The sequence below is a fragment of the Endozoicomonas sp. ONNA2 genome, from assembly GCF_024606365.1.
Classification (GTDB): Bacteria; Pseudomonadota; Gammaproteobacteria; order Pseudomonadales; family Endozoicomonadaceae; genus Endozoicomonas.
Window position 1 is genome coordinate 1 of the sequence record NZ_JAHHPO010000666.1, and the last position, 6,102, is coordinate 6,102.

Genomic DNA, 6,102 nt, shown 5'->3' on the forward strand with positions numbered 1-6,102 from the left:
CGTTGTGCCTCGCATAGTACCAGCCCAAGTAGCCAGAAATATTCGATTCCATATGACCAGCTACTTACTTAATCATTAATGAGCTGCCCTGAAATAACTTCAACATTTCTACAGACGCTGCCCGCCGCCCGCTTCCCGAAAAGCTGGAATCGCTTGTGCTTTTGCGGGCAGCGGTATTTCCCGGACTGAATAGCATGATGAAGTTATTCCGGGACAATTCCTTACCATTGTATACGGTGATATGCCTGAACGGTTTATATGGCAATATCAAGAGCCAAGTGTAATAAATCCATACCGAGCATCAACCTGTTAATATTGAAGCCATAGAGAGCGTCATCTAACCACCACGTAATCAAATCAGACCCAATAATCAAGGTGTGGCCGCCAAAACCAAGACTCTCGGTTTCGTTGCTGTTACTGTCTTTCTTACCGTCTGGGTAAAAGAAAGATGACAGGTTTTTGCCAAGGAATGGGTAGAGTGTCTGATTAGCATTTCGGGTATAGCCAAAACTATACAGCCCCGAAAAACCAAGGTATATCGCTGAGTTTAATAGCTCACGAGACGCCAGGCTGGTAAAGGCAAAAGGTAACCTTCGAAGAATATTAACGGCATGAAGGCCACTGTTTAGCCACATTAAATAGTATTTGGAAGTCATCAGAACGGTTTTGAAACCGCTATTTGTCTTTAATGTGACTTCAATGTCAATATCATCATTCTTGCGAAGTGTTTCCAGAGTGCAGCCTGCTTCCAGTAAGGATTTCAGCTCCTCTTGTGTTTCACTACCGGTAACAATGCATCGGGTTTCAGTACCATCGCTATTTGCCATTATAAAACTGGCAGAAATGGGGGGGGCGGGTAATGTTGCACCATCAGAAAATGCCGTAGATGCCGTCAGTAACGGAAAAAAAAGGGCAACACCCACAAAAATAATTTTTTTTAAGATATCATTCATGAATTAATTTACCTATGAGAAGAGCGCTTCAAACCTCTGGTAATGTCACTTGCCAGACCATTACCTCCATCGTTAAAACAAGTTCTTAATACGAGTAGACAGTTCAGCATTCAAGATAGCAGGGATCGGCTACTTTTATCAGAAATATTCGATTCCATATGGCCAGCTGCTTCAATGATTTGTAGTCAACATGTCATGGTTGATACAGTGACATTTTGTCGCAGGTGTCAACAAGGAGCGCTCGCCATTCGCCATTTGACCAGTAAACTGGCTATGAGCACTGGGGGGAATAGCCAGCGGGTCATCTTATCGCTAATTATGACTATCTCCTGCGCTATATCCGTGAGCATACTTCCTGCGTAGCATCCGGGATCAGAATCCTGATAGACTTGCACCGAAACGATTTGCTTATCCGTAATTTTGTCAGTTATAACCACCAAAAAAATTCAGGACTTTGCTGTTATCCCATGTCATTTTTTGAGTTAAAAGCTGCTGTATCCCTTACTATGGTCTTTGTCTTTCGGATGCTTGGGCTTTTCATGGTGCTGCCTGTGCTGGCACTTTTTGCTGAGGACCTTCAGGGGGCGTCGCCCACTCTGATTGGTGTGGCCATTGGTGCCTATGGGTTCAGTCAGGCCCTGTTGCAGATTCCTTTCGGCTGGTTTTCTGACCGCTGGGGGAGAAAGCCGGTTATTCTGTTGGGACTGTTTATTTTTCTACTGGGCAGCCTGCTGGCAGCACAGGCTACCACCATTGAAGGAATTATTGCCGGGCGTATCTTGCAGGGGTGTGGCGCTATCGCTGGCGCAGTCACAGCGTTGATGGCTGACCTTACCCGGGATCAGCATCGAACCAGGGCTATGGCAATGATTGGTATGGGGATTGGCGTTGCCTTTGCCATTGCCATGTTACTTGGGCCGGTTGTCAGTGATATCTGGGGGCTGTCTGGACTCTTTTTCTCTAATGCCCTGGTGGCAGTGGCTGCGATGCTGATTATTCTCCTTCTTGTACCAACGCCGGTCGTTAAACGGCGGGACTTAAACTGCTCAGTTGATCGTCAGGGGTTGCACCAGGTCTTCACTAACCCGCAATTGCTCAGGCACATTGTTGGAATTTTTGTCCTTCATTTTGTTTTGATGGCTCTGTTTGTTTTTATTCCCGAGCTATTGAACAAAGATTTTGAGCACTCTGTTCATGGTGGTATTTATCTGGCCGTTATTGGCCTCTCTTTTGTCATGATGGTCCCCCTGATTATACTCAGCGAGCGTCAGCGCCTTCTCAAGCTGTGCTATAGCTTTAGCATTGTCACCCTGTTCGTTGCCTTTGCGCTGCTTTATCAGGGAATGGCCAGTGCCACCATGTTGTTGGCGGGCTTGTTTGTTTTCTTTTTTGGTTTTAATTTTCTGGAAGCCACACTGCCATCCCTGGTCAGCAAACTTGCCCCTGTGGGGACTCGTGGCACGGTTATGGGAGGGTATTCAACCAGCCAGTTTCTGGGGGGGGCCCTTGGAGGAAGCCTTGGGGGCGTGGCCCTGGAGTATGGTGGTGTTCCCGGTGCATTAATGCTTTGTACAATTCCCACTGCCCTGTGGTGCTGGTTGTCTGTTACTATGAAGCAACCACCTTATGTGAGTACTATAGTCATGGCTCTGAATCCTGAATTTGCTGATGCCAATTCAATGGGGGAACAACTTGCTGGTATTGATGGTGTCCGGGAAGTTACTGTGCTTTCATCCGAGAAAACAGCTTATCTGAAAGTCGATAAGCAAGCACTGAACTGGTCTGAGTTGAAACAGTTTGGTCAGTGCTAGGAGGCTGCAAGGTTAATTAGAAGCGGTTGCAATATGTGGTTCAGATACCAGCAAATTTATGCAAAAGAAGCCGGATACCCGGTTTTGGTTCTTTAAAGAGCATTTTTAATATGGAGTGACCGGTCATTCCATGGCGTCTTCAGTGAATGGATTGTTCTTGGAGGCTAGTTGAATTTGAATAAACATGGCGGAGAAGCTAAATGGCTCGAGGCGTTAATAAAGTAATACTGATTGGCAATCTGGGTAACGATCCGGAAGTACGTTTTACTCCTAATGGCAGTGCTGTAGCCAACTTGAGTCTGGCGACCAGCGAGTCCTGGAAAGATCGTAATACCGGTCAGCAACAGGAGAAAACGGAGTGGCACCGTATTGTCATTTTCGGCAAGCTGGCGGAGATTGCCCAGCAGTACCTTCGTAAAGGATCAAAAGTCTATATCGAAGGAAAGCTGCAAACACGCAAGTGGCAAGGGCAAGACGGTCAGGATCGTTATACTACCGAGATCGTCGTTGATCAATTGCAGATGCTCGATGGCCGTCAAGAGAGCGCCATGGGAGCACCAATGGGGGGCGGCTACCCGCAGCAGGCACCACAACAACAAACTTATGCTCCGCAACAGCAGCAGCAATACGGATCACCACAACCATCACCACAACCATCACCACAGCAGCAACCAGCGCAGTCGCAGCAACAGCAATCGGCTCCCCAACCACAGCCTGCCGGTGGTTTTGACGACTTTGATGATGATATCCCGTTTTGAGGTTCACGTTTTTAAAATTTGTTGATTAAATTAGATGAAGACCTTTATTTTAAAGGTCTTTTTTTTATTTTATGAAAATTAATGTTGATAATACTTATTCCATGGTTTATACATAAATAAAGTGTTGACAAAAAGGATAAGAAAGATGCCAATAGCACAACTCGTAATGTCGGATGGAGAGCGCTACCCAATCCTGCTGGATGAAAATGGAATGCCGGATTATTGGATTACCCTGTACGTTACTGAGCAGTTGCGGGTAGAACGTACACAAGCCTCAATAACTAATGCGCTTGGGCATCTGATCCATTTTCAACTCTGGGAGCAAATGAATGGGAGAGATTTGGTTGATGAGTTCAGCCGGTTGGAATTTCTCACCGATCAGGATGCTCATTCATTACGGGATCACTGCCTGATCGAAACGAAGGCACTAAAAAAATGGTTGGCGTCATCATCAAAAACAGGCAATGTCTCTAAATTCCCCTCTGCATCAACAGCTCCAACAGCATCTTTCAAGCTGGTTTCTAAAAATCATGCAAGTAATAGGATGGGGGAAATAGCATCGTATTTGGACTTTTTAGCGCACACCGTTTTACGGGGCAGGGTGGATACTGAGGTATCCGGTGCCATTGAAAATATGCAAAAAAGGCTGAAAGCAAATAGACCTAAAGGGAATTCAGGTTTAGGGTTGATGATTGATCCAAATTTTAAAGCCCCTCCTCTTAAAGTCTTCGAAGATTTTATGAGTGTGGTTGCTGAAAACTCGCCTAGAAATCCATTTAAAAATAAAGATATACGTTTCAGAAATTCACTGATGTTTGAGGTTCTTTATGATACAGGGCTTAGATCCGGAGAATTATTGGCACTTAGAATTGGTGATATTCAATCTGGGATGAATGGGGCAATGCTATCAGTTGTTCGTCGTCATGACACAGCGGCAGATAAGCGAAAAAAACAGCCTGTGGCCAAAACGCTAGAGCGAAACATTACTCTGGATGATGGGATTTATGACAGGTTGTATCGTTATATCATGGAGGTGCGAGCCAATATCCCGAATGCAAGAAAGCATCCTTATATATTTGTGACTCATAAAGCGGGTCAATATCAGGGTGATCCTATATCAAACAGCGCATTTTATAACCGGATTTTGCAACCAGCTATTGACGTTGATCCTGACAGGTTTGAGGGGATTACCCGTCATGGGTTCCGTCATAATTTGAACTATATAATTTCGAAGGATATTGATGAACAAAACGAGCAGGCGCAGGGTGATCCATCACAAATAGTCAGCGAAAAAGAAGAAATGGACTTTAGAAAAGATCAGTTTGGATGGAGTTCTGATGATACCGCAGCTACCTATAATCGCCGCCATACGGTAGAAAAGGCTAATAAGTTCATGCGTGAGCATATGGATCATCATATGGAAAAACTGAAAAAAGGCAGGGAGTGATATGAAATCGCAAGCAATAATAAGTGCAAAAAGAAAGCCAAGGAAAGAATTTCATAAATCGAAATTTGGATATGACTTTGATCTTTATGGTGAAAGTTGGGTTGTCGATGGCTCTAACACAATCAATTTTCATCGGCTGAGACCCGTAGATGATGTTACAGAAACGGGCTTCAGGAAAACGCTATGTCGTTATGCCGAAGAGTTGTCACCATATACAACCATGGGCATGGTGGCATCATTCAATCAGTATCTTGATGCCACAGGTGAAAGCTCAGTCAACCTTAATGGATTGATAAATTACAGATCAACACTTGATAAAGATAATGAACATAAACTTGGTCAGCTCAAGGCATTTTTACTGGCATGGCATGACTGGGGCTTTAAGGGAATCGATAAGGATAGTGTTAATTTTCTGGAGGAGCTAACCCTTCGTGGCTTTGATAAAGGCAAAGCAGTTAGATCTGCCTGCCCATATTCAGGGCCACTAACAAACAATGAGTTTGAGGCACTTCTACAGTGGGCAACCAATGCATATACAGAGGATGAACTGAGTCTGAAGGAATACTCCTATTTTATGGCGTTAGCCATGACTGGGAGAAGGTCAGTTCAGATACGTTCTTTGAGAGGGGAAGACTTAATTGCCCGTGAAGACAAAAAAGGGATTGAGCATTTTGTAAACTGCCCAAGAGCAAAGCAAACAAAAGCGAGCTTTAGGTCAGAAGCCACTTTATTATCCATTAATGAAGACTTGTATAAGCTTTTTAAAATTCAATGGGAGCAATCTGTTGCTTATGTTGAAAATGCAATTGGAGAAAGGCTGAGTGATAAATTGAAAAAGGATGTGCCAGTATTTTTGGAAGAAAAGCGGGTTTCTAAGCAGGTTGCATTAAAGTCATACCTTGAGGAATACAGGGCTAAACCTGATTTCTTCCATATGAGTTTAAAAAATGCAATGGAGTTGTTAAAGAAAGTTTCACAAAAGAATACAGCTCGGTCTGAACGGACTGGTGAATTCATCAACTTTACCTCAAGAAGATTTCGTTACACTCTCGGAACCAATCTTTCGAGGCGAGGTATTGGTGGCAGGGCGACAGAATCGGTCGAACGATCATCCCGATAATAGGATATTTAGC

5 protein-coding genes are annotated in these 6,102 nt (G+C 44.2%); 4 read left to right on the forward strand and 1 reads right to left on the reverse strand.

Features of this window, described 5'->3' with window-relative positions:
• Positions 1–254: 254 nt before the first annotated feature.
• On the reverse strand, positions 255–953 hold the full coding sequence (locus KDK14_RS11700) for a hypothetical protein (RefSeq protein WP_257265300.1): 699 nt from the start codon (positions 951–953) through the stop codon (positions 255–257).
• Positions 954–1,420: 467 nt separating this feature from the next.
• Between KDK14_RS11700 and KDK14_RS11705 the strand changes: the two genes are divergently transcribed.
• The 4 genes from KDK14_RS11705 (at position 1,421) to KDK14_RS11720 (ending at position 6,089) form a co-directional block, all read left to right on the forward strand.
• Complete coding sequence (locus KDK14_RS11705; protein WP_257265301.1) at positions 1,421–2,764, forward strand: MFS transporter; 1,344 nt, start codon at positions 1,421–1,423, stop codon at positions 2,762–2,764.
• Between the two features lie 200 nt (positions 2,765–2,964).
• Entirely contained in the window at positions 2,965–3,522 is a 558-nt protein-coding gene (gene ssb, locus KDK14_RS11710) for a single-stranded DNA-binding protein (protein WP_257265302.1), read from the forward strand.
• Positions 3,523–3,667: 145 nt separating this feature from the next.
• A complete protein-coding gene (locus KDK14_RS11715) occupies positions 3,668–4,969 on the forward strand; it encodes a site-specific integrase (RefSeq protein ID WP_257265303.1) in 1,302 nt (433 codons plus the stop codon).
• Between the two features lies 1 nt (position 4,970).
• Positions 4,971–6,089, forward strand: coding sequence for a hypothetical protein (locus KDK14_RS11720; protein WP_257265304.1), 1,119 nt, complete (start codon positions 4,971–4,973; stop codon positions 6,087–6,089).
• Positions 6,090–6,102 lie beyond the last annotated feature (13 nt).

Coding starts and splice junctions, on each gene's coding strand:
- KDK14_RS11700 (WP_257265300.1), bottom strand. CDS start 953: ATGAATGATATCTTAAAAAAAATTATTTTTGTGGGTGTTGCCCTTTTT.
- KDK14_RS11705 (WP_257265301.1), top strand. CDS start 1,421: ATGTCATTTTTTGAGTTAAAAGCTGCTGTATCCCTTACTATGGTCTTT.
- ssb (WP_257265302.1), top strand. CDS start 2,965: ATGGCTCGAGGCGTTAATAAAGTAATACTGATTGGCAATCTGGGTAAC.
- KDK14_RS11715 (WP_257265303.1), top strand. CDS start 3,668: ATGCCAATAGCACAACTCGTAATGTCGGATGGAGAGCGCTACCCAATC.
- KDK14_RS11720 (WP_257265304.1), top strand. CDS start 4,971: ATGAAATCGCAAGCAATAATAAGTGCAAAAAGAAAGCCAAGGAAAGAA.